General features: G+C 42.5%; 18 protein-coding genes. 11 read left to right on the forward strand and 7 right to left on the reverse strand.

The window, feature by feature from the left end; translation table 11 throughout:
* Window positions 1–52: 52 nt before the first annotated feature.
* The 6 genes from AC58CZ_RS01535 to AC58CZ_RS01560 form a co-directional block, all read right to left on the reverse strand.
* Window positions 53–886, reverse strand: a complete 834-nt coding sequence (locus AC58CZ_RS01535) for a DUF6414 family protein (protein ID WP_494223536.1) — start codon at window positions 884–886, stop codon at window positions 53–55.
* A gap of 405 nt (window positions 887–1,291) precedes the next feature.
* Complete coding sequence (locus tag AC58CZ_RS01540) at window positions 1,292–2,107, reverse strand: MipA/OmpV family protein (RefSeq protein ID WP_494223535.1); 816 nt, start codon at window positions 2,105–2,107, stop codon at window positions 1,292–1,294.
* A 134-nt stretch (window positions 2,108–2,241) separates the two neighbouring features.
* The gene (locus AC58CZ_RS01545; RefSeq protein ID WP_494223534.1) at window positions 2,242–3,333 is read right to left on the reverse strand and encodes a rhomboid family intramembrane serine protease; all 1,092 of its coding nucleotides are present in this window, start codon (window positions 3,331–3,333) and stop codon (window positions 2,242–2,244) included.
* 106 nt (window positions 3,334–3,439) lie between these two features.
* Window positions 3,440–4,627, reverse strand: coding sequence for an L-lactate dehydrogenase (locus AC58CZ_RS01550; protein ID WP_494223533.1), 1,188 nt, complete (start codon window positions 4,625–4,627; stop codon window positions 3,440–3,442).
* Between the two features lie 91 nt (window positions 4,628–4,718).
* Window positions 4,719–6,491 carry an L-lactate permease gene (locus tag AC58CZ_RS01555; RefSeq protein ID WP_093071257.1) on the reverse strand — a complete coding sequence of 591 codons (1,773 nt, stop codon included), beginning with the start codon at window positions 6,489–6,491 and terminating at the stop codon, window positions 4,719–4,721.
* 469 nt (window positions 6,492–6,960) lie between these two features.
* A complete protein-coding gene (locus AC58CZ_RS01560; RefSeq protein ID WP_075106799.1) occupies window positions 6,961–7,278 on the reverse strand; it encodes a glutaredoxin family protein in 318 nt (105 codons plus the stop codon).
* 285 nt (window positions 7,279–7,563) lie between these two features.
* On the opposite strand from AC58CZ_RS01560, the gene mtgA reads away from it, so the two are divergent.
* The 6 genes from mtgA (at window position 7,564) to AC58CZ_RS01590 (ending at window position 12,509) form a co-directional block, all read left to right on the forward strand.
* Window positions 7,564–8,250 (forward strand): monofunctional biosynthetic peptidoglycan transglycosylase, encoded by a 687-nt coding sequence (mtgA, locus tag AC58CZ_RS01565; RefSeq protein WP_093071255.1) that lies wholly within the window; start codon window positions 7,564–7,566, stop codon window positions 8,248–8,250.
* A 482-nt stretch (window positions 8,251–8,732) separates the two neighbouring features.
* A complete protein-coding gene (ppk1, locus tag AC58CZ_RS01570) occupies window positions 8,733–10,883 on the forward strand; it encodes a polyphosphate kinase 1 (RefSeq protein WP_494223743.1) in 2,151 nt (716 codons plus the stop codon).
* A gap of 405 nt (window positions 10,884–11,288) precedes the next feature.
* Window positions 11,289–11,459 carry a hypothetical protein gene (locus tag AC58CZ_RS01575; protein ID WP_167337591.1) on the forward strand — a complete coding sequence of 57 codons (171 nt, stop codon included), beginning with the start codon at window positions 11,289–11,291 and terminating at the stop codon, window positions 11,457–11,459.
* 69 nt (window positions 11,460–11,528) lie between these two features.
* Window positions 11,529–11,774 (forward strand): hypothetical protein, encoded by a 246-nt coding sequence (locus AC58CZ_RS01580; RefSeq protein WP_494223532.1) that lies wholly within the window; start codon window positions 11,529–11,531, stop codon window positions 11,772–11,774.
* Window positions 11,775–11,832: 58 nt separating this feature from the next.
* A complete protein-coding gene (locus AC58CZ_RS01585) occupies window positions 11,833–12,207 on the forward strand; it encodes a hypothetical protein (RefSeq protein WP_494223531.1) in 375 nt (124 codons plus the stop codon).
* A 71-nt stretch (window positions 12,208–12,278) separates the two neighbouring features.
* Window positions 12,279–12,509, forward strand: coding sequence for a hypothetical protein (locus AC58CZ_RS01590; RefSeq protein ID WP_494223530.1), 231 nt, complete (start codon window positions 12,279–12,281; stop codon window positions 12,507–12,509).
* On the opposite strand, the gene AC58CZ_RS01595 is transcribed toward AC58CZ_RS01590, so the two are convergent.
* Window positions 12,510–13,166 carry a tRNA isopentenyl-2-thiomethyl-A-37 hydroxylase MiaE gene (locus tag AC58CZ_RS01595; protein ID WP_494223742.1) on the reverse strand — a complete coding sequence of 219 codons (657 nt, stop codon included), beginning with the start codon at window positions 13,164–13,166 and terminating at the stop codon, window positions 12,510–12,512.
* A 738-nt stretch (window positions 13,167–13,904) separates the two neighbouring features.
* Between AC58CZ_RS01595 and AC58CZ_RS01600 the strand changes: the two genes are divergently transcribed.
* The 5 genes from AC58CZ_RS01600 to kdsA all read left to right on the forward strand — a co-directional run bounded on the left by AC58CZ_RS01600 (window position 13,905) and on the right by kdsA (window position 22,223).
* Window positions 13,905–16,103 carry a malate synthase G gene (locus tag AC58CZ_RS01600; RefSeq protein ID WP_494223529.1) on the forward strand — a complete coding sequence of 733 codons (2,199 nt, stop codon included), beginning with the start codon at window positions 13,905–13,907 and terminating at the stop codon, window positions 16,101–16,103.
* 611 nt (window positions 16,104–16,714) lie between these two features.
* Window positions 16,715–17,824 carry a porin gene (locus AC58CZ_RS01605; RefSeq protein ID WP_494223528.1) on the forward strand — a complete coding sequence of 370 codons (1,110 nt, stop codon included), beginning with the start codon at window positions 16,715–16,717 and terminating at the stop codon, window positions 17,822–17,824.
* A 301-nt stretch (window positions 17,825–18,125) separates the two neighbouring features.
* The gene (locus AC58CZ_RS01610; RefSeq protein WP_494223527.1) at window positions 18,126–19,262 is read left to right on the forward strand and encodes a porin; all 1,137 of its coding nucleotides are present in this window, start codon (window positions 18,126–18,128) and stop codon (window positions 19,260–19,262) included.
* 230 nt (window positions 19,263–19,492) lie between these two features.
* A complete protein-coding gene (pyrG, locus tag AC58CZ_RS01615) occupies window positions 19,493–21,124 on the forward strand; it encodes a CTP synthase (protein ID WP_071002133.1) in 1,632 nt (543 codons plus the stop codon).
* Window positions 21,125–21,347: 223 nt separating this feature from the next.
* On the forward strand, window positions 21,348–22,223 hold the full coding sequence (kdsA, locus tag AC58CZ_RS01620; RefSeq protein ID WP_075106794.1) for a 3-deoxy-8-phosphooctulonate synthase: 876 nt from the start codon (window positions 21,348–21,350) through the stop codon (window positions 22,221–22,223).
* Window positions 22,224–22,240: the final 17 nt, after the last annotated feature.

A 22,240-nucleotide genomic window follows, 5' to 3' on the forward strand; every position in this document is an offset into this window, starting at 1 on the left:
TCTTAGAAGGAAACGATGTTAATTTAAATTTCTTTCGCGAATGATTTAAAATTTATAGAGTAGGCTGAATATTTCTAAAAACAGCAATCGGTGTAATCCCAAACGAACTTTTAGGTCGTCCAGCTAAACTTTTGAGTTCATTAACAAAAATCTTAATCATATCTTGAAGTTCAGAGTCATTTTCACCTTCATAAACAACATCATCATTAGGTAAAGCATCTAATATTCCAAGTAGATACCATTCGCCCGCCATAAACTCGCCATGTTTAAAGTTTATATCATGTGTTGGTGTAGATAATTCATCTCTATTCAAAGTCATCCAAACTTCTTCAACACTTTCGTCTGACTCTACTATGAAGCGGCTTTGAATAGCAAAAGGAACATTCCTTATAAAATCAATTAAATCTTTTTTTATTTTTTCAAGATTTTTAGCTTGTTTTTTATCTTCTTGTCTATCAGAAGCTCTAAGTTCTCTTGAATAAAAATTTAAAGCGGGTTCTACAATAGCGCTTAACATGTTCACATCTACGATGCCAAGTTTTCCCTTCAATAAAACTAATCTTCCAAGGTTGGACTCACAAAGTACTTTACTCACAAAACCTAGCTCATCTAGCTTATTGATCATTTCTCTTGGCATGGTGTCGATAGCATTATAAAAACGTTCTCCACCGCTTTGAGCTTGTTCACTAGAGCCTAACCTTCCACCCGTCACTGTAGGTACACCTACGGTTGCCTCCATAGTTTTACCGTCTGTAATACCATGAGTTTCTTTGTAAGATTCAATTGAACCATTGCCGTTTAGCTGAGCGTAAAAAGAGCTAATCTTCTTATTATCTAAGTAAAAAAAGTCAAAGAGTGATTCTATGAGTAGTGGTTCTGACTCCACGGTCTAATTCCTTTTTGTTCGAATTTTTATGTTTGTTAAATCTGGATAATGAATTATTAAGCATGTCGAAATAGCTGCTAGTAGCATCTGTTATAACATCTGAGGGCTTAGGTTCCTCTTGCCTATTACGTTCAGTATTATGTTTATTGCTCATGAGACGTTCCTCCCTTAATGGAAGCTCTTAGCTAAATATTACCTACATATGATACATTAAAAAATTTAGATAGACTTTAGTATTTATATTAACATTTTATACAGTTAGCTGATTATACAAGGTAGTAGAAGTCATAATATTGTAAGAACGCTAAAGATATGACGGTCATATTTACCTTTTTAATAATCGATGAAAAGACCTTACCACATCACGCGGTAAGGTCTTTTTTATTATCAAAGAACTAAACTTAATTAGAACTTATAAAGCAAACCAAGCGTGGTCGACGCTTCCGTACGTGAATCGACCATTGGGCTATCATATTGCTCATTCGGTACATAGCTCACGCTTTGATTGGCAAATCCTGCCCATTTATCGTTAAAGTCGTAGTTGGCACTAACGCTGACATACGGATTCAAGCTTGAGTTAGATTTATAAGCGGCAACGCCTGTTTCCGCTGATTCTTCTTCACTGACGCCATAGTAGTATTCATTGTAGGCCGCATCATGATACTCAAAGCCGATGCTTGGATAGACCGTCAGCTTGTTTCTCGTGATCTTGGCAAGGTAGGTTAAGCGACCCGTATTACCGCCACTTTCGTCCAACACATCGGTCGCAAACTGACCACGAAACGCACCGATAGGCGTGCGACGCTGGTAGCTTATACCTGCTTCTGCGGATAGTTTGCGCTCATCGAGACCTTGCAGGGCACCATTAGCATCATCAGGATCAAACGAATTCCCTGCGAGCTGCGCGTAAGCAGAGAGTTGATTGACGCCATCATTGATCAAATACGCACCCGCTTGAGCACCGCGCGCATAGATCCTATTATTGTCATAAAAAATGCCCGGTAGCACACGCACTTCAGTGCTGTCTTCGAGATCGTAGGCTGATTTGACCGCCATGACATTGACCCCAACGCTCAGTTCGGCGTCTTTGTCAGTCGGTAGGTTTTTATTGAGAAAAGGAATGGCACTAGACATGCTAGACACACTGAGTAATGCCGTAGCGGTTAACGTGCTCAGCATGGCTCGCGTAGAGAAGTGAGGTTGCGCTGCAAGTTTTGACATAATTGGGTCTCGTGGGTGAGTAGAAATAACGGAATAGTAAGATCAGGTAAAAAACGAGCAAAAAGCGAATAAATAATCTAAATGATTAAGCTGTTATTGGTAGTTATTTAGTAATGATAGATAAATACGCGCATTTACTCAATGGCTTTTAGCACTTGTAGGATTTGCTGATGAATATCTTGCCACCACCAGACAAAGCCAATACTAATAATTAGCATCGCAAGCCATGGCAATAGTTGCCAAATAAACGAAGGTTTAATAGGGTCTTTAGACTCGACTGTGCTGTGAGTTGTATTGTCCTTTAAAGCTAAATTTACAGCAGTAATTCTTTTCATATCACTGCCGTGCATATCTGGCGTATTCATATCGCGGTTATTCAGTCTAGAGTCATTGTTATCCAATTCAGCATTTTGCTTGATCGAATTAGTATTGAAGGAAAATGATTGATCAATAGGACTGCTGCCATAATGGCCTGAGTTATCAAGCGTCTCATGGTGCTGGCTATTATATTGATGGCTGCCTTGGTCACCGTAGTGATAGGTGGTTTGATAAGGGTGGAGACTTTTCGCTTGCTGAATAGTGGCATTTTGCATAGCGACCGCGAGACGCTGACGGTAACCAATCGCAAAAGCTAAGGCAATAACAAGCCCTGTGATCGCGCCGCCGATATGACCAGCATTATCGATACCCGGTACGGCAAACCCATAGACTAAGTTGATCGCCATGATGATGATCAAGCTCTTGAGATTGAGTATCATGCCATTGACCGATATTTTAAACAGGGCAGCGATCAGTAACGCCGCACCGATACCCATGATACCACCAGAAGCTCCCGCTGATAGGCCGGGCTGTCCTGTTCCTTCTATGATACTTTGCCATGTGACATAGTTATTGAGCAAGTTGCCACCGATGGCTGCCAACAAAAACAATGCCAAAAACTTGGCTGAGCCAAACATCGGCTCGGCAATCTGGCCAAAGAAATACATGGCAAAGCCATTAAATAGGAGATGCATGAGACCAATGTGCAAAAACGCACTACTGGCCAAGCGCCATGGGTCATCCATCATCGTTAAGGGTAAGGCGTTGGCACCCCATTTAACTAACGCTTCAGTTGACGGGTTATTGGCATCGACGCCCGTGACTAGCTGCATGACAAATAGCCCGATAAAGCTGGCTAATAGCAGGGTAGTGACGGGCGCTGTTTTTAATAATTGTTGAATGGTCATAAAGGCTAACTGTCATCAAAAAGTTATAGAGACAGTATAAAGGGTATGAGCAAATTATGTTATGTATAGCCAGTTTTAAACGTCGATCGCTAGACATTAAGCCGCTCTAAAAACGACCCACTTTGAGGTTTTCATACGTGCCTTTTACCAAGATATTATCCGTGACAGTATTGATATCGGTATGACCACAGAATGCCATAGATATATCACACTCTTTATAGATGATTTCAAGCGCGCGGCGCACCCCGTCTTCACCATACGCTCCCAATCCGTAGAGAAAAGCGCGACCGATCATCGTGCCTTTTGCGCCCAATGCGATAGCCTTTAGTACATCTTGACCTGAGCGAATCCCGCTATCGAGCCATACCTCGATATCGCTGTTTTCAGCTTGTACTGCCTGTACGATGTCTGCGAGGGCAGAGATAGAAGATAACGCGCCATCCAATTGACGACCGCCATGGTTTGAGACGACTAGGGCATCCGCGCCACTGCGAGCCGCCATAATAGCATCTTCAGGCTCCATGATACCTTTTATGATAAGTTTACCGCCCCACATGTCTTTGATACGCGCCACATCGTCCCAGCTCAGACGCGGGTCAAATTGCTCTGCCGTCCAAGCAGAGAGTGATGACAGATCCTCTACATTTTGTGCATGACCGACGATATTACCAAACGTGCGACGTTTGGTGCCCAGCATATTCATACACCATTGCGGCTTGGTCATGAGGTTGATCATATTGCTTAGTGTTGGCTTAGGCGGTGCGGATAGACCATTTTTGATGTCTTTGTGACGTTGTCCAAGCACTTGTAAGTCGGCGGTCAAGATAAGTGCTGAGCAATTGGCCTCTTTGGCACGGCGAATCAGATTGGCCATAAAGTCTTGATCGCGCATGACATAGAGCTGAAACCAAAACGGCTTACTAGTATGAGTGGCGACATCTTCGATAGAGCAAATGCTCATGGTCGATAGTGAAAAGGGCACGCCGAATTTTTCAGCGGCGCGTGCGGCATGTATCTCACCATCTGCCCACATCATGCCGGTAAACCCCGTTGGGGCGATGGCTACAGGCATCTTGACTGGCTCACCGATCATACTCGTTGCCAGACTGCGGTTATCCATATCGACCAATACTCGCTGGCGCAACTTGATACGATCAAAGTCAGTTTCGTTATTGCGATAAGTCGTCTCAGTCCACGAGCCTGAATCCACATAGTCGTAGAACATACGTGGTACTTTGCGCTCAGCGACGCGGCGCAGATCTTCGATTTCGGTGATTTTAGTTAAGTCTTTCATAGGTTTATCTCTTATTGCTGTTATGTTTTAACTAGAAGGCAACCTTAACCTAACGCTACTAGATCTAGTTTAATAGCGTCAGCTTGCCTGATTATCGTCCATTCAGTTTTCTACGGGAAAATTTGCCACAAAAAGACATCAGTCCAAAGAATGTTATGGGCCAGAGAACGGCTAAAGCCCACCACCATATTTGACCGAAGATGATAGCCATACCGATCAAACCTGCTTGCACGACATAATAAATCATCGCTAGCAGTGTTTTGCGAATCACATAGCCTTCTTTATCCACCAAGCCGACTACTGCGCAAGCAGCTACCACATTATGCACCGAAATCATGTTACCAGCCGCACCACCCACAGCTTGCAAGGCTATTACTTGTGCTGCAAGGTCGCTATTGAGTCCGATCTGATTGGCTGTTGACCATTGAAAATATGAAAACATCATATTGCTAATAGTATTTGAACCGGCGATGAAAGCACCCATTGCCCCAATCCATGGAGACACTAGCGGCCACGCATTTTGAAAAGCATCGGCAGCACTTTCAGCCAGTAATATTGGCATAGCCGGTAGCGCAGTAGCGACTTCAGCGGCTGAGCCTGAATTAATGAATACTTGTACCATAGGCACCGAGAATAGCAAAGCTGGTGCGGCAGCAACCATGGTCTTTGCCGAGTTACTCCAACTGCGCTTTACCGCTTGGCTATTCATTTTGAACAGTAAAATACATAATAAAGAAGTAATAATTAGAATGCTACCAGGAGAATAGGCGAGCTGTATCTTACTAGAGATTGTTGTACCAAAAAGATTAGTAAGGCTAATGGTTGTTAAATCCCCTACCAGAAAAGCTTTGAGTGGTGCAATCACTCGAGTTATGACCAATAAGGCAATCACAATGAAATAGGGCGAAAATGCACGAATTAAAGAGAACTTTGGGGTTGCTGAATCATCATATTTTACCTCGTCTAAAGTACCCAGCCAGTCTTTGTCCCATTTTGCGCGAGGGGCAAAATCAAAAGTATCTTTAGGCATCAAAAAACCACGCTTAGCAGCGGGAAGTACAATTAACAACCCAATGAAACCGCCAATGAGTGAAGGGAACTCAGGCCCTAGAAATTTAGCAACCAAAAAATAAGGAATAGTAAAGCAAAGACCTGCAAAAATGGCAAATGGCCATACTTTAAGCCCTTCTATGAAGGAGCGTTTTTCACCAAAGAACCTTGTCAAAAAAGCACTTAAAATTAAAGGTATCAAAAACCCAATAAGCGCATGTACAAGGCCTACGTTAGCTGTAATCTGTAATAAATAATTTTCGGCAGTAGTAGGGGCAATGGACTGTGCTAAATCTTGTTTATCAGTAATACCAGACCAAACGCCAAGTAGTAGAGGCGTACCAACTGCACCGAATGATACGGGTGTAGATTGAATGATAAGAATAACCATGACCGATGCCATCGCTGGAAAGCCTAAAGCCAACAACAGCGGAGCACCCACTGCAGATGGTGTTCCGAATCCTGATGAACCTTCTACTAAAGAGCAGAACAACCATGCCACAATGATCGCTTGGACGCGCCTATCAGGTGAAATATCCATAAAGCCCTTACGTATGGCGACAAGAGCGCCGCTTTCTTTCAGCGTATTCAGCAGTAAAATAGCTGCGAATACAATGAATAAAATAGTAAGTGCCACAATAATCCCATTAACAGTAGCAGCCGCTACCTGAGCACCGCTAGCGTGCCAAATGAAAAAGGCTAGCAGAGCTGTCACCAAATAGGCAATACTCATAGATATCTTAGCTGGCAGGCGCATAACTATGAGTAGTATGAATACAACGAGAATTGGCGCTAAGGCTAAGAAAGTGTACATAATTAACAGTCCTTATTGTTGTGTATACCAGCTTATTTTTTACTGGTTTTAAAGTCATACTAAGTTATTACTATAGTCGATACACTCTAAAAATGTCATAGCGCTACTGGGATGAATTTTGCGCAGCCTCTGGGAACGCAGCACGCAAGTAAAATTTATACCAGTAGCGCGTTTAAATCCATAACAGTTTTACATTCAGCTAACTATATTTATTAAGGCGTGTTAAACACGCCCTAATAGTTGCTCTTAGGTGCTTTCGCTGAGAATTGTATGTATATGATTTAACAGAGTGCAAGGTTGGAGAGTTGAGATTATTGATCAGTAAATCATTAGCATTAGTATAATCAATTTACCAAACAGAATATAAAAGTAGTCTAGCAAATATTGAAATACCATACTAGCTAAAATTAGCGGTAGATATTCTAATATAAGAAATTTAAAAGCTCTATAACATCAAAACAAAGTGCCGTTAGTTGTGAGCTAACAGTTGCTGTAAATCCATGACTGAAAATGGATAGTCTAATCGTTTTGATGGCGTCAGAATTACGGGAATGGTGGTGGCAAACTCCATCATCAGATCTTCATTAAAGTCTGCAATATCGACATTCTCGTAGGTAATAGGTTGTACGCTTTGAAAGCGCACCATAAGTTGCTCAGCGATTTCACACAGATGGCAGCCAGAGGTACCGAGTAGCCACCACTTATCAGAACTTTCAGCGCTGCAAAGATTTGGGCTCGCTTCAATAATACGTGCGCGCAGTGCTTTTATATTATTACCATTATGCATATTTATTCTCTTATTTTTATGCTTGTTATAAAGTACTTATCTTAAACCCTTAAATAAAAAGTGAATACTGTTTATAGCTCATTACATGATAAAGAAGTGGTGTAAATAATGACAGCGATTGTGAGATTAGGTAAGATGACCTGCTACTGGTCATTACTAATGACTGCCTGTTAATAAAAGGCAATGACAGCTATTTTAGGACTATTGGTTCATAGTTGCTGTTTTTAGTTATTAGCAGATGACCTATATTATCTTATTACTTTTTTAATCACTCGGATATCGCGCATGACAAGTTTTGGCAAGTTCATCAAACGTCTGTTATTGGCTATTATGTTATTGGTTGTCGCATTCCATATTTTGGTCACCGGACTACTACTAATCTGGAAAACGCAGCCGATTAACAACAGCATGTTTATGTTGACGCATCGCCTAACGGGTGGCACGGTCACGCAGACATGGGCTGAGTACGATGCCATCGCCAAGTCTGTCAAACAAGCAGCGATCGTGAGTGAAGATTCCACGTTTAGCCAGCATAATGGCTTTGATATTAAAGGTATCAAAGCGGCACAAAAGAAAAATGAAGAAACGGGCAAAATGTCCGCTGGTGGCTCAACCATTACGCAGCAGCTAGCAAAAAACCTATTTCTGACTTCGCATCGCTCTTATGTGCGTAAGGCAGAAGAGGCTGTCATTACTGTCATGATAGAAACGCTGTGGAACAAGCAGCGTATCTTGACCGCTTATCTCAATGTGGCAGAGTTTGGTAACGGTATCTATGGTATCGATGCCGCCGCGCATCATTATTTTGATAAATCTGCGGCCAATCTGAACCGAGACGAATCAGCGCTCCTCATTGGGATGCTTACCAATCCGAAGTATTACGAAGACAATCAAGGTGACAGAGGCTTGCGTAACAAGCAACGTATTATCAAAAAACGTATGAAAAATGCGGTATTACCACAAGCGTCTTAATCTTTTAAAAGAAGCCTTAACAATAAGAATAACGGGAAAGAATAATAGGGCGTGTTGAACATTCGACCATGGTACTGACAGCGACTATTTTTTAGGCGATTCGATGTTAAAAATAATAAGTTTAGTCACTCTAAGCGCTTATTTTTAACGATGAAGCGGCAAAAAAGAGTCCTGTCCCCTGCTTTTATCGTTAGGTCTGATGCGAAAATTGCCCCATACTGCGTTACAAATCTCGCTAAGGCATCTGCATTATCGTCGCTTTGTGCCTTGTCTGGAACAATTTTAGCGATCAGCAGTGCCTATTTGCGAATGTTCAACACGCCCTAGTTAATAACCTTTAAGACGATAGTATAAAGACGACGGCGTATCGATAACGCAAAAGGAGTAGTAACGTGGTAGAGCATAACAGTAATCAGAGTAGTGGTGAGCTTAACGATATGATTGATGTCAATCATGTGAATGAAACGGCCATCGAAAAGGGTATGCAAGACATTATCCTTAGTAGCCGAGATGAACTGGTCGATGTCGAGTGGCAGCGCTCAGAAGACGGCAGTTATTCACCCAGCAGTTATATCAACCGAGATCTGTCTTTATTACAGTTTCATCTGCGTGTGTTAGCGCAGGCAGCCAGTCCTCGTCACCCACTGCTTGAGCGCTTGTTTTTTCTCATTATTTTTTCATCGAATCTCGATGAATTCTTTGAAATACGTGTCGCTGGCATCATGCAAAAACTCAATATCGGTGACGTATCGACCAGTGCTCACGGTATGCGCCCAAGCGAGGTGTTAAACGAGATCTCTGCGATCACTCACGACGCTATCAATGAGCAATACCGTATTCTCAACGAAGATATTTTGCCCGCTCTTGCGCTCGAGGATATCCGCTACCTAAAACGTGATGAGCTCAACGCTGAGCAGTCTGCATGGATGAAGCGTTATTTTACCGAGCAAGTTGTACCAGTATTGACACCGATTAGCATTGATCCTGCGCATCCATTCCCGCGTTTGGTCAATAAAAGCTTAAACTTTATTGCCACTTTAGAAGGCAAAGATGCTTTTGGCCGCGACATTAATTTGGCGATTGTTCCAGCGCCGCGCAGTCTGCCGCGTGTGATTCGTCTGCCAGATGAGCTAACGGGTGGTAAAGAGCATCATGTGATGCTGTCCGCCATCATTCATGAGCATATCGGTGAGCTGTTCCCTGGTATGAATGTGACGGGTTGTCACCAATTCAGGCTCACGCGTAATGCAGATTTGGATCTGGCGGATGATGTAGAAGATATCGCCAAAGCGCTTGAGGGCGAGCTTGAAAACCGCCGCTTCGGTGACAAAGTCCGTCTTGAGGTCACAACCGACTGTCCAGCGCACATCAGTGAGTATCTGCTCAATGAGTTTGAGTTGCATGACAATCAGCTGTACCGCGTCAATGGCCCCGTCAATCTGACGCGCTTGCTGTTTGATTTTAATATCCCGGGACTGCGTTATCAGCCATTTACTCATGCCGTGCCAAAAGCATTTCGCCGAGAGATGGATAAATCAGATAAATCATCCAGTATGTTTGCCGCTATGCGTAAAAGCGATGTGCTCGTGCATCATCCGTTTCATGCATTTTCACCCATTATTAATCTGCTTTGGCAGGCAGCTAGCGATCCCAAAGTGTTGGCGATCAAGCAGACATTATACCGCTCAGGTACCAACTCAGAGATCGTCAAAGCGCTTGCCGCTGCCGCTCGTAACGGCAAAGAAGTCACTGCCGTCATTGAGTTGCGTGCGCGTTTCGATGAAGCCTCCAATATTGCTGTCGCCAACTATTTACAAGAAGCAGGTGCGGTTGTGGTTTATGGCATCGTCGGCTACAAGACCCATGCCAAGCTCATGCTCATCGTGCGCCGTGAAGAAGATCGAATCCGCCGCTATGTCCACCTAGGCACAGGCAACTATCATGCGGCCAATGCCAAGGTCTATACAGATTATGGCTTATTCAGTGCCGATCCTGATATCTCAGAAGATGTGCATAAGATATTTCAAGAGCTCACTGGTATGGGCAAACCTGCCAATCTCAAAAAACTGTTACATGCACCATTTACCTTGCACGAAAAACTAATGAGCTTTATTGATGACGAAATTGCCCATGCCAAAGCAGGCAAGCGCGCTCATATCATTATCAAAGCCAATGCCTTGACCGAGCGTCGCCTGATTGACAAATTGTATGATGCGTCGCAGGCAGGCGTCAAAATTGAGCTGATATTGCGCTCTATGTGTTGCTTGCGTCCGCAAGTAAAAGGACTGTCTGAAAACATCACCGTACGCTCTATTATTGGCCGATTTTTGGAGCATACCCGTATTTATTACTTCTATAATGACGGTGATGAGCGTTTATATTGCGGCAGCGCAGACTGGATGGATCGTAACCTGTTCCACCGCGTTGAGGTGGCCTTTCCAATCGAAAACAAGAAGCTTTTTAAGCAGATATACCAAGATGGTTTGATCAATTACTTACAAGACAACACGCAAGCGTGGACACTGAGTGGCACAGGCGTATGGCAGCAGCTTCAGCCAGCAGCAGGGGAGGTGCCACACGTCGCTCAAGAGCACTTATTAAAAGTGATTAATGGTGTCGACGAGTCCAACTGATTTGGACAAAGCTCAACGTCATCTCGTTTAAACAAGATGTTGTTAAACAATGGTTGCTAACACCGTACCTTATATCGTCGATCATTATGGTCATGAGTTAACCAAGCGCTGATACGCCTCAGTGCTTGGTTTTTTTTGTATTAACAACGCATCAAAGTTACAAACTGTCTTGTAACCTCACATTTATTCACATATTGATACGGCAGTACACTGGTGCAGCTCACAATACCCTACCTATAATTAATATCAGTTCTGGTGCAGTTTATTATTTTTATCAAAAACCTCATCATTCATCTATCTAAAAGTAACTGAACAAAAGCAACTGTCTAAAAATGGCTGAGTACATAATGATGCCGCACCGGAGAAACTCTAAATTCAGTCAACAATAAAAATAGGAAATAAATCATGAGTACGACGAACAATGATACCTCAGACATCAAAAAAGCTGCAGAGCAAGCAAACGGTCAAGAGATTGAGAAAAATCTAGAAGACAACAAAAAAGTCGATGCGCCTGAATCACTAAGTGAAGAAGAGCAAACAGCGTTCATTGAGGATGACCTACGCACTGACAAATAAGAGTGTGTTTGCAGCATAAGTCCAAAGCACTAATCAGATAACGATAATAAATAATGCGAGGGAGACGCCATGACCATGCCAGAAAAAAACAATACTGAAGAAAAATTCCTAGTAGAGGATCCAGCCGTTACGACGCAAGAAAATCCTCAAGACAGCTACGAAGGCCGAAAGTACCAGCCAAATATAGACGGGCCGGAACAAGCCTCACAGGAGACAGACGAGGTCTATGTCGACCCGCGCAAAGAAGAAAATCTGCCTGCGGGTGGCAAAAACGTATCGGACCTAAATGCTTATGATCTGAGTCGAGACGACTAACAAATGATAAGCACAATATGTTATCGATACGAACAATAATTATAATAAGGACAAAACAATGGAAACCAGAGATCCTGCTTTAAGTAAAACTCGAATCGCAGAAACGGACACGCATGAAACTTTAGACAGTGCTCAAACGGTGAAAAACCATGAGGAGCTCGAAGAAAACGTCAATGAAAATAAAGGTACCGACACTTTTGAAGAGGGTATAGTAGAGTCTGAGCACGTCAATGATGGTGACAACCCAGCGCGCCAGCCCGACCGCCGCGATCAACCAGGTAATGGCTTTGATGATAATATCAATGAAAGCACCGTTGCAAGCGAAGGGCCTGATAGCCAAAAAATTAACAACATGAATCGCTATGCCACTGTCGATAATGCCCAGACACGGGTGCTAAACCCTGACGAAAAAGATCATAAAAAAGACAGATAGTTTTTTTATGATCTAGGGCACATCCTTCATTCACTTTATTTACTTTGATCTTTCTATCATAAGGAAATGCTATGAATAATCCCAATAATTACTCATTAAAACCAGCAGAGGCAGCGCAGTCACCAAAACACCAGCAGCATGAACTAAAAGATGCTGACGACAATGATGGTATCGTGCCTGATGATGCGCTGCAAAAAGCCAATCCTGCGGCTGCAGAGCGTGTCACAGATGATCACGACCCGCATCACGTCGCCAAAGACCATAAACAGTACGATAGCCCTCTGATGGAAGACAATAAATAGTTAAGCAGGCGTACCACTATGAAAGCGTAGCTCCGCGTCTGGACTATCTATTAATTCTGCTTCTACTTCTTTAAAAAACGCAACGCGCTCATCAATATTATCATCTGATAATGACTGGGCAAGCGCAAGGTAATCCTCAAAATGACGGCTCTCTGACTTTAGTAGATAGCGATAGTATTTTGCTAAACGCGCATCATCAATGACTTCCGCCAACGCTGCAAAACGCTCACAAGAGCGCGCTTCAATGAACGCCCCAATGATCAGTACATCGACCATCGCTGCTGGCTCATAAGTACGTTTATGTTTCAACATGCCCTTGGCATAGCGACCTGCACTCAAATACTTCCAGTCCTGGCCGCGCTCATTCATGATGCCAAGTACTTGTTCGTAATGTAGCATCTCCTCACGTATGAGCTGTGCCAATTTACGTTGCAAATCATAAGAGAACTCATACCGAAACATCAAATTCATCGCAGTGCCAGCGGCTTTTTTTTCGCAATTGGCATGATCCTGAATGATAAGTGGTAAATTCTCGATAGCGGCATCTACCCACGCCTGCGTCGTGCGCGCCCCCAAAAAATTATAAATAGGGGATAGGTCTACCTTTATAGGTGTGCGCAGGTGAGTGATATCGACGCTGTCTTCCCCTACGTCCATACTGCTTTCGTCAACGACATTTACTGGTGAAAGGGGCGCTTCTTTTTCGAGGTTATCCTTATGAATATCGTAGTGATCAGTACCATGCGCTGATGATTGTAAGGACGAGAGGTCGGGCTGATTTATAGTCATAATCTAAAAGGGCTTTTTTATAAATGAGAGTTTAAAGCAGCTAATTTGTAGATGTTTTCAAAATAATGGGCTACAGTTACTACGGCTAAGTAAGTTGTCTGGATAATGGACAGTATTTAAGTATAACTATAGATGGTAATGATTACTTACAGTTTAGTCTCAACTGAGCATTCATTAATTTCTAGATAGTATTCATGGTCTGTGAGGCTTATGTCTTATACGATATCATTATTATACAACCCCAATATTTATTTTCTAAATGGCGTTTGCTTGTTTATTTCATTATTTGATAGTAGGATGAGATTTTGCTCTTTAGCCACAGTGTCTTGCTATCAATAGCACTTAGTAGGCACTTAGTAGAGAATGGCAAGCATTATACCAATGACAATTCTCGTATGAAAACAGAAGATTTATACAGTCTATTTTAGGACTGATGAAAAACTCTTTAATGGATAATTATTTATCAGCATTAAATACCATAGGTTGTCGTAAGTAGCAATGATATCTTTTATTGTATGAATAATTGTTGATAAAAATAACGAGTCTTAAATAGTCGCTGTAGCAATTTAGTATTACCAATACTCACCAATAGATAAGGATAACGACATGGGCCAGTCTTCTAACGCCAATCGCATTCAAAAAGGCATTCTTGCCATCGACCAACAGTTGTATGACTTTATTGAAAACGAAGTGCTGCCAAAAGTTGGTGTTGATTCAGACAGTTATTGGTCAGGTTTTGAGAAGGTTATCAAGGAATTTACGCCACGTAATAAAGCGTTGCTAGAAACTCGAGACAAGATTCAAGCACAGATTGACCAGTGGCACCTACAACACCCTGCAAAAGATGGCGAAATCGATTATCCGGCTTATAAGACATTCTTGCAAGAGATTGGTTATCTACTGCCAGAAGGTGATGACTTTACGGTCAGTACAGAAAATGTCGATGACGAAATCGCGCATATCGCAGGGCCGCAGCTGGTCGTACCAGTACGTAACGCTCGTTATGCGCTTAACGCGACCAACGCACGTTGGGGTAGCCTATATGATGCGTTGTATGGCACCGATGTTATCAGTAGTGACAATGGTCAAGAAGCGGGTGGTAGCTATAATCCTACTCGCGGTGCTGCTGTTGTCGCTTATGCCAAAGCGTTCCTAGATGAGCACTTCACACTAGCATCAGGCTCTTACAATGATGTGACTGGTTTTAAAGTGATCGATGGCAAGCTTGAAGTCGTACAGGGTGATGGCAGTACCGAGTTAAAAGATACTAGCAAATTTGTCGGTTTCGTCGGTGACGCTGAAGCTCCTACAGGTGTACTGTTAAAGAACAACGGCTTGCATGCTGAGATTCAGATCGATAGTAATCATCCAGTTGGCAAAGATGACCCAGCAAATATCAAAGACGTGCTACTTGAGTCAGCCATGACTGCGATTCAAGATTGTGAAGATTCGGTCGCTGCTGTAGATGCAGAAGAAAAAGTGGAAGTCTATCGCAATTGGCTTGGCTTGATGAACAGCGATCTACAAGAGACCTTTGAAAAAGGTGGCAAAACCCGTACTCGCAAACAAAACCCAGATCGTGAATATAATACACCTGATGGCGGTAAGCTGATTTTGCCAGGTCGTTCGCTACTCTTGATTCGTAACGTGGGTCATCTCATGCAGAACCCCGCAATTTTGGTTGATTTAGGCAATGGCCAAGAGCAAATATTTGAAGGCTTAATGGATGGTTTAATCACACCATTATTATCACTCAATGATATCAAAGGCAAAAACGAGCTATCAAACTCCCGCCAAGGCTCAATGTATATTGTGAAGCCAAAAATGCATGGCCCTGAAGAAGTTAAAATGGCCAATGATTTATTCAATGCATCAGAGGACTTATTGGGTCTAGAGCGTAATACGCTCAAAATCGGTATCATGGACGAAGAGCGCCGTACCACAGTCAATCTGAAAGAAGCGATTCGCCAAGCAAAAGAGCGTGTTATCTTTATTAATACAGGTTTCTTAGATCGTACGGGTGATGAGATGCATACCAGCATGAATGCCGGTCCGTTCGTGCCAAAAGGCGACATGAAGTCGCAAGCATGGCTACCTGCGTATGAGCAGTGGAACGTTGATATCGGCTTAGAGACAGGTCTGCAAGGTCATGCTCAAATTGGTAAAGGTATGTGGGCCAAACCTGATGAGATGAAAGAGATGATGGACACCAAAGCGGCTCATCCTAAATCTGGTGCCAGTACGGCTTGGGTACCCTCACCAACGGGCGCTACCTTGCACAGCATACACTATCATCAAGTTAGCGTGGCCGATGTACAAGATACGCTAAAATCACGTGAGCGTGCGAGCTTAGATGATATTTTGACCATTCCATTGGCAAAAAATACCAATTGGACAGAAGAAGAGAAGCAGCAAGAGCTTGAGAACAACGCTCAAGGTATTTTAGGGTACGTGGTACGCTGGGTGAATCAAGGGGTTGGCTGCTCCAAAGTTCCTGATATTAATGATGTTGGTTTGATGGAAGATCGTGCTACCTTACGTATCTCTAGCCAGCATATTGCTAACTGGTTACATCATGATGTGGTAAGCGAGCAGCAAGTGATGGACACAATGAAACGTATGGCAAAAGTCGTCGACGAGCAAAATGCAGGCGATAGTGATTACCAGCCAATGGCAGATAACTTTGATAACTCTTATGCATTTAAAGCAGCCTGTGATTTGGTCTTCAAGGGACGCGCGCAGCCTAGCGGCTATACTGAACCATTGTTGCATCAAGCGCGCCTTGATTTAAAAGCCAATGCTTAGAGAGGCCGGCTTAGCAATGGGTATTTTAGCGTATGCTGAAGTCTAAGGTGTAGTATCTAATCTTGCTCGTTTGTAACGCTAAATATGTCATAAATACGTTGGTCGATTCTTCATAAGCGCTATTTATTTATCAATGGATAGCGCTATTTCTTGGGCAATTATTTTGTTTTTATTAAAGTATTTTAATACTATAAGTAATGATATTAATCAATAAAAGCGCTATCTGCTTGAGTAGATAGCGCTTTTTTTTGTAGCTATTTGGATTTTATAGGTGACTTGTCATTTGATACTGGGGGTATCGAAAAAGCGAAAAAATATGTTGCAAATTATGTCAAAGTTGTTATGCTTGTACTCGAAGTATGAGTTTGGTAACGGATGTTACGCAATGGAGTGATAAAGACAACAGGTTACACGGCAGTTACGCTCTTAATCCCAGTCATGTAAATTATTGTTCTTTTCATCTTACTGTAATAGAACTTCGCCACACTTGTTTCTGACTAATCTCGGTAGCCAGTTACACATTATATCTTTGAGGATTTGTGACGATACCATTATGGGCGCCAGCTAATAACAGCTTGCTCATTACTACAATTGTAAAGTGGAGATACCCCATGAAAAAACTACTTTTAGCTACAGCAATCGCAGCCCTATCTGTATCAGCAGCCAATGCAGCACCAACCGTTTATGGTAAAGTATTCGTTACTACTGATTACGTTAATGCTGAAATTGATGGTCAGAATATGGATAATAATAACAGAATTAATGAAGACAACGGTTCATTACAAGTTAATTCTAATATTTCACGTTTAGGCTTCAGAGGCTCTGAAGCGATAACGGCCAACACTGACGTAATTTACCAATTAGAGTACGGCGTTAAAGTTGATGATAGTGGTAGCGATAACATTGGCTTCAAAAGCCGTGACACTTATCTTGGTCTAGTCAACAAAGACTTCGGTGAATTCCGCTTTGGTCGTAACTACACAGTCATTGACTATATCAATAACGTATCAGTTAATGAAGGTTATTGGGATAATCTTGGCTCTAGTACTCTGAACAACAACGACAGCTTTGCTAATATTTTGACCCCGACCGTTGGTAACCGTATCAATAATTCAATCGTTTGGAAAGCGCCTAAATACAATGACCTACCATTAGCGCTTGCGCTGATGTATGGTGCTGATGAAGACTTTATATCTGAGAGTGGTCGTGACGCAGGCTATGGTGCCTCATTGATGTTTGATCCAGGTACAGGCATTACCGCTGGTATTGCTTATGAGCAAGACATGAGTGTTAGTGGTGATATTATCCGTGGCAGTGCTAGCGTCGATTTAGGTAAATATATCGCAGCTCCTGTAAAGTTAGGCGTTCTATATCAAGAAGCTGACTATGCCGGTACTACTACTGCAACAGAGGACGGTTTAGTGGTGAGTGCTGAAATGGGTCTTTCGAATTTTGCCCGTCCAGCCTCTGTTTATATTCAGTATGACAAAACCGACAATATCAGTGGTCTTGAGAATAATGACTCAAATCAAGTCGTTGTAGGTGGCAAATATGCGTTTAAAAATAATATGATCGCTCATGCCTATGCTGGTCTAAATTCAGCGGAATTAAACAATGGTCGTTTTGGTTCGAGAGACGAAGACGGCAATGTTAATGAAATCGACTTACGTGGTGATATTGATGTACTCGCTATCGGTGGCGGTCTAGAATACTTATTCTAATCTAAACATTAGAAACGTATTATAAAAAACTCATCCTTCGGGGTGGGTTTTTTTGTTTTGTAATCAATACTGTGTCTTGAACAACAGCGTGTCTTAAATAACAGAATCCGTAAAATTAATAATAACATTTGTGTAAATTTTGGTTTTTTCACCTTACTGTAATATTTGGTTGGTAAAGTTGTGTCTAAGTAATGCTTCTAGCTCATATATATAAATGTTCTATAGGGTAGTCACCCTGCCATTATATATATCGGCCAATCTTAGCCAATTTATCAAAAAAATTGTAAAGTGGAGATGTCTTTTGAAAAAACTATTTTTAGCCTCATCAGTCGCAATGCTATTAGTATCTACAGCTCAAGCGGCACCGACTGTTTATGGCAAAGCATTTGTTACCGCCAACTATGTCAATGCTTCATTCGAACGAGAAGCTATGGACGATAGTAGTATAAGCATTAATGAAGAAAACAGTTCAGTAGAAATCGCATCAAAATCTTCACGTATTGGTTTCAAAGGTTCTGAAGCCATGACTGCCAATACTGATGTGATCTACCAATTAGAGTATGGAATCAAGGTTGATGATAGTGGCAGCAGTAACATCGGTTTTAAAAGCCGTGATACTTATCTGGGTCTAAAGAATAAAGACCTTGGCGAATTCCGCTTTGGTCGTAACTACTCAGTCGTTGATTATATCGATAATGTCACGGTCAATGAAGGTTACTGGGACAATGTGGGTGCTAGTAGTTTAAGCAAAAATACACTAGCCAATGCTTTAACCTTAGCTGATGGTTACCGAGTTAATAACTCTATCGTCTGGAAAGCGCCTAAATACAATGAGTTACCATTAGAGCTTGCGTTGCAGTATGGTGCTGATGAAGACTTTATATCTGACGATAATAGTCGTGACAGCGGCTATGGTGCCTCATTACTATTTAATCCAGGCAATGGCTTTACGGCTGGTGTTGCTTATCAGAGTGATCTGGCTACTAAAAATCCCAGTAGTACTAATACGGGCGGCGATATGATCCGTGGGACGGCTACTGTCGATCTAAGTAATTATGTTGCTTATCCAGTAAAAGTGGGCGCTCTATACCAACAAGCTGATTTTGATGATACTAATGAAACTGAAAAAGGATTGATATTAAGTGCTGAGATGGGTCTAAGTAACCTCGCTCGTCCAGCCTCAATATATGCACAGTACAATAAAACGGATAACTTAAGAGGCATTAATGAAAATAATTCAGATCAAATCGTCGTAGGCGGTAAATATAGCTTTAGAAAGAATATAATTGCACATGCTTATGTCGGTAATAACACTGCAGACTTAAAAAATGATCTTTTCATTGCTGGTCAAGATGACGGTGATAAAGATATTCTTGTCAGAGCGCGTGGTGATGCTAGCGTCTTCGTGGTCGGTGCTGGTCTAGAATACAAATTCTAATCTAAACATTAGAAAACGTATTATAAAAAACTCATCCTTCGGGGTGAGTTTTTTTGTTGTGACCTTTTTAAAGCCGCAGTGGGTTATAATAGCTACGTATTTACGATGATTACGCACTTATGACAATTAAGCGTTAAAAACTGAGTGTTTTAAAGAGTTTGTGCTTTTGCCCTATATTTTGTAGCGTATTTTTAGTAAAATCCTTCTTTACTAATTACCGACAGAGTACTATGACCAAGTTTATATTTGTGACCGGTGGGGTAGTGTCCTCACTAGGAAAAGGTATCACCGCAGCCTCTCTTGCAGCGGTCTTAGAAGCACGTGGCGTGACTGTCACGATGACCAAAATGGATCCGTATATTAACGTCGATCCAGGTACGATGAGTCCGTTTCAGCATGGTGAGGTGTTCGTCACCGAAGATGGTGCAGAGACAGATTTGGATTTGGGTTATTATGAGCGTTTTTTACGTCACTCAAAAATGAGTAAAAGTAATAACTTCACCAGTGGCCGTATTTATCAGAACGTTTTGAATAAAGAACGTCGCGGTGAATATCTAGGCGGTACGGTACAGGTTATTCCGCATATTACCGATGAAATCAAAAACAAAATCCTTGCCAGTGGCGAAGGCTATGACATCGCGATTATCGAGATTGGCGGTACGGTTGGTGACATCGAATCACTTCCATTTATGGAAGCCGTACGTCAGATGCAAGTAGAGCTGGGGCGCAATCGTGCCATGCTGATGCATCTTACTTTAGTACCTTATATTGCCAGTGCCGGTGAGACCAAAACCAAGCCGACACAGCACTCTGTAAAAGAGCTGCGTTCTATCGGTCTACAGCCTGATATTTTAATCTGCCGCTCTGATCATCATATCTCACAAGACAACCGTCGTAAGATTGCACTGTTTACCAATGTTGAAGAGCGTGCGGTCATTATGTGTGAAGATGCGCAAAGCATCTATCAAATACCGCGTACGCTACATGAGCAAGACCTTGATGATCTCATCTGTGAGCGTTTCGGTCTTGATGTGCCCGAAGCGGATTTGAGCGATTGGGATAAAGTAGTTGAAGCCCAGCTAAATCCTGAAGGAACAGTGACAGTTGCGATGGTTGGCAAATACGTTGAGCTACCAGATGCTTATAAATCGATCAACGAAGCATTGCTACACGCAGGTATCACGCATAAAGTCGATGTCAAAATCGACTACATCGATGCTGAGCGTTTAGAAGATGACGACACTCTACTAGCGCAGCTAAAAGAAGCCAATGCTATCTTAGTACCAGGCGGTTTTGGTGAGCGTGGTACGATGGGTAAAATAAAAGCCATCACCTATGCTCGTGAAAATAATGTGCCGTATCTAGGTATTTGCCTTGGTATGCAGCTGGCCGTGATAGAGTATGCGCGCAATGTACTGAATATCAATGCCAACTCTTCTGAGTTTGATCGTAAGACAGCTGAGCCTATCATTGGGCTTATCACTGAGTGGTTAGATGAGCGCGGCGAGCTACAGATTCGTAGCGATGACTCAGACCTCGGCGGTACCATGCGCCTAGGCGCGCAGCAAGCAGAGCTGGTTTCTGGTAGCAAGCTTGCTCAGATTTATGGTGCTAACAATATCACTGAGCGCCATCGCCATCGTTATGAGATGAATAACCGTTATATTGAGCCATTAGAGCAAGCGGGTATGACTATATCTGGTTATTCTGCCAAGCAGCATTTGGTAGAGTCGGTAGAGATCTCTGAGCATCCATGGTTTGTTGCTGTACAGTTCCATCCTGAATTTACTAGCTCACCACGCGGTGGTCATCCGCTGTTCAACAGCTTTGTAAAAGCGGCAAAAAATCATAGCGAAACATAGTAATCACTAAAGCATTTGTTGTTATGTGAGAGCATGATGTTTGCTAAAAAGACTGATCTTCGGATTGGTCTTTTTTTTGGCTTAATATTGAGCAACTAGACATATTATTTGGTAGTTATTGATATTGATAGTCGGTAATTACGCTTGCATACTTTTTTTAATCAGGCTATCGGTTACAATATGGGATGGAGATATTAATAACAAAATAAGAGGTAGTGGCTAAATGGAAAACCTATTAACGGCACAATCACACATTGCACTTAACACGCCTAATAATAAGACGATCAACATTGGTAATGATCAACCCTTTGTATTATTTGGTGGGATGAACGTCTTAGAATCTAAAGAGTTGGCGTTTGAGATTGCTGAGCAATACGTTGAGATATGTGAGCGCTTGGGTATCGGCTATGTGTTTAAAGCGAGTTTTGATAAAGCCAACCGCTCAAGCCTGCATTCATACCGAGGGCCAGGACTCGCGCAAGGTATCGATTGGCTTGGGCAAATCAAAGAAAAATTCCAAGTACCGATTATCACTGATGTACATGAGCCTCATCAAGCAGCACCAGTCGCTGAAGTTGCTGATATTATCCAGTTGCCAGCTTTTTTGTCACGTCAGACGGACTTGGTTCATGCGATGGCAAAGACGGACGCGATTATCAATATCAAAAAGGCACAGTTTTTGGCGCCGCATGAGATGCGTCATATCGTCAATAAGTGTCTAGAAGGCGGTAATGATAAGCTGATACTTTGTGAGCGTGGTAGTGCCTTTGGTTATAACAACTTAGTCGTTGATATGCTCGGATTTGATACCATGAAGCAGATGGATATCCCCGTATTCTTTGACGTGACACATAGCTTGCAGCAGCCAGGCGCGCGTAGTGACAGTGCAGGTGGGCGCCGTGAGCAGATTACGACACTGGCACGTGCTGGTATGGCGACAGGGTTGGCAGGGCTTTTCTTAGAGGCGCACCCAAATCCAGAAACGGCGAAATGTGATGGGCCATGTGCGCTGCGCATGAGCCAGCTAGAGCCGTTTTTGCGTCAGCTTAAGCAGATTGATGATCTGGTCAAAGGCTTTGAGACATTAGATACTCATTGATATTATAAATGATAAGA

This window comes from Psychrobacter sp. CR212 (assembly GCF_059693765.1).

Bases quoted from the DNA above. Each gene is read 5' to 3' on its own strand.
- AC58CZ_RS01600 (WP_494223529.1), top strand. From the start codon at position 13,905: ATGGGCCAGTCTTCTAACGCCAATCGCATTCAAAAAGGCATTCTTGCC.
- pyrG (WP_071002133.1), top strand. From the start codon at position 19,493: ATGACCAAGTTTATATTTGTGACCGGTGGGGTAGTGTCCTCACTAGGA.
- AC58CZ_RS01555 (WP_093071257.1), bottom strand. From the start codon at position 6,491: ATGTACACTTTCTTAGCCTTAGCGCCAATTCTCGTTGTATTCATACTA.
- AC58CZ_RS01580 (WP_494223532.1), top strand. From the start codon at position 11,529: ATGACCATGCCAGAAAAAAACAATACTGAAGAAAAATTCCTAGTAGAG.
- ppk1 (WP_494223743.1), top strand. From the start codon at position 8,733: ATGCAAGACATTATCCTTAGTAGCCGAGATGAACTGGTCGATGTCGAG.
- kdsA (WP_075106794.1), top strand. From the start codon at position 21,348: ATGGAAAACCTATTAACGGCACAATCACACATTGCACTTAACACGCCT.
- mtgA (WP_093071255.1), top strand. From the start codon at position 7,564: ATGACAAGTTTTGGCAAGTTCATCAAACGTCTGTTATTGGCTATTATG.
- AC58CZ_RS01550 (WP_494223533.1), bottom strand. From the start codon at position 4,627: ATGAAAGACTTAACTAAAATCACCGAAATCGAAGATCTGCGCCGCGTC.
- AC58CZ_RS01585 (WP_494223531.1), top strand. From the start codon at position 11,833: ATGGAAACCAGAGATCCTGCTTTAAGTAAAACTCGAATCGCAGAAACG.
- AC58CZ_RS01590 (WP_494223530.1), top strand. From the start codon at position 12,279: ATGAATAATCCCAATAATTACTCATTAAAACCAGCAGAGGCAGCGCAG.
- AC58CZ_RS01560 (WP_075106799.1), bottom strand. From the start codon at position 7,278: ATGCATAATGGTAATAATATAAAAGCACTGCGCGCACGTATTATTGAA.
- AC58CZ_RS01605 (WP_494223528.1), top strand. From the start codon at position 16,715: ATGAAAAAACTACTTTTAGCTACAGCAATCGCAGCCCTATCTGTATCA.
- AC58CZ_RS01575 (WP_167337591.1), top strand. From the start codon at position 11,289: ATGAGTACGACGAACAATGATACCTCAGACATCAAAAAAGCTGCAGAG.
- AC58CZ_RS01545 (WP_494223534.1), bottom strand. From the start codon at position 3,333: ATGACCATTCAACAATTATTAAAAACAGCGCCCGTCACTACCCTGCTA.
- AC58CZ_RS01595 (WP_494223742.1), bottom strand. From the start codon at position 13,166: ATGGACGTAGGGGAAGACAGCGTCGATATCACTCACCTGCGCACACCT.
- AC58CZ_RS01540 (WP_494223535.1), bottom strand. From the start codon at position 2,107: ATGTCAAAACTTGCAGCGCAACCTCACTTCTCTACGCGAGCCATGCTG.